The 400-nt window shown below is 49.0% G+C and carries 2 pseudogenes; both read right to left on the bottom strand.

Features of this window, described 5'->3' with window-relative positions:
• Positions 1-136 (bottom strand): annotated as a pseudogene (locus NE473_RS33310) (TraM recognition domain-containing protein); the annotation flags it as partial.
• A 21-nt stretch (positions 137-157) separates the two neighbouring features.
• Positions 158-349 (bottom strand): annotated as a pseudogene (locus tag NE473_RS33305) (DUF5662 family protein); the annotation flags it as partial.
• Positions 350-400: the final 51 nt, after the last annotated feature.

Raw genomic sequence — 400 nt, 5'->3', positions numbered from 1 at the left:
CCAACTGCTGATAGAACAGGCACAGGCTCACCACGCGGGAGCGGATCACCGCCACCAGCTTTTCCAGGTTTGGCACCTGGCCCGTGTTGGCCGCCTCGTCCCACAGCACCCAATACTGCCAATGATGAGGGTTTCGATGAATATGTAACAGCCAAGCTTTTCTGAAATCCTCAACTACTCCATAAGAGCGATTGCCTCCATAAAAATAAATATCATAGGGGCCATACTCATCGGGCTCCTTTTTGGATTGGTCATGTGCAAATACGATATTGTGTTCCGCACCACTGCCCTCTGTAATTTCAGGAAGATTTTTCTGCAACCAACGAAATCCGGCTTCAACGTTGGACATCCTCCGAGATAGCCGCCATGCCTGAAGAAAATATGATCATCTGAAATCCCA

The sequence above is a fragment of the Hungatella sp. SL.1.14 genome (assembly GCF_024460495.1).
Lineage (GTDB): Bacteria > Bacillota > Clostridia > Lachnospirales > Lachnospiraceae > Hungatella > Hungatella hathewayi.
Note: the sequence above shows the minus strand (reverse complement) of the source record. Positions and strands in the feature narration are given on the sequence as shown.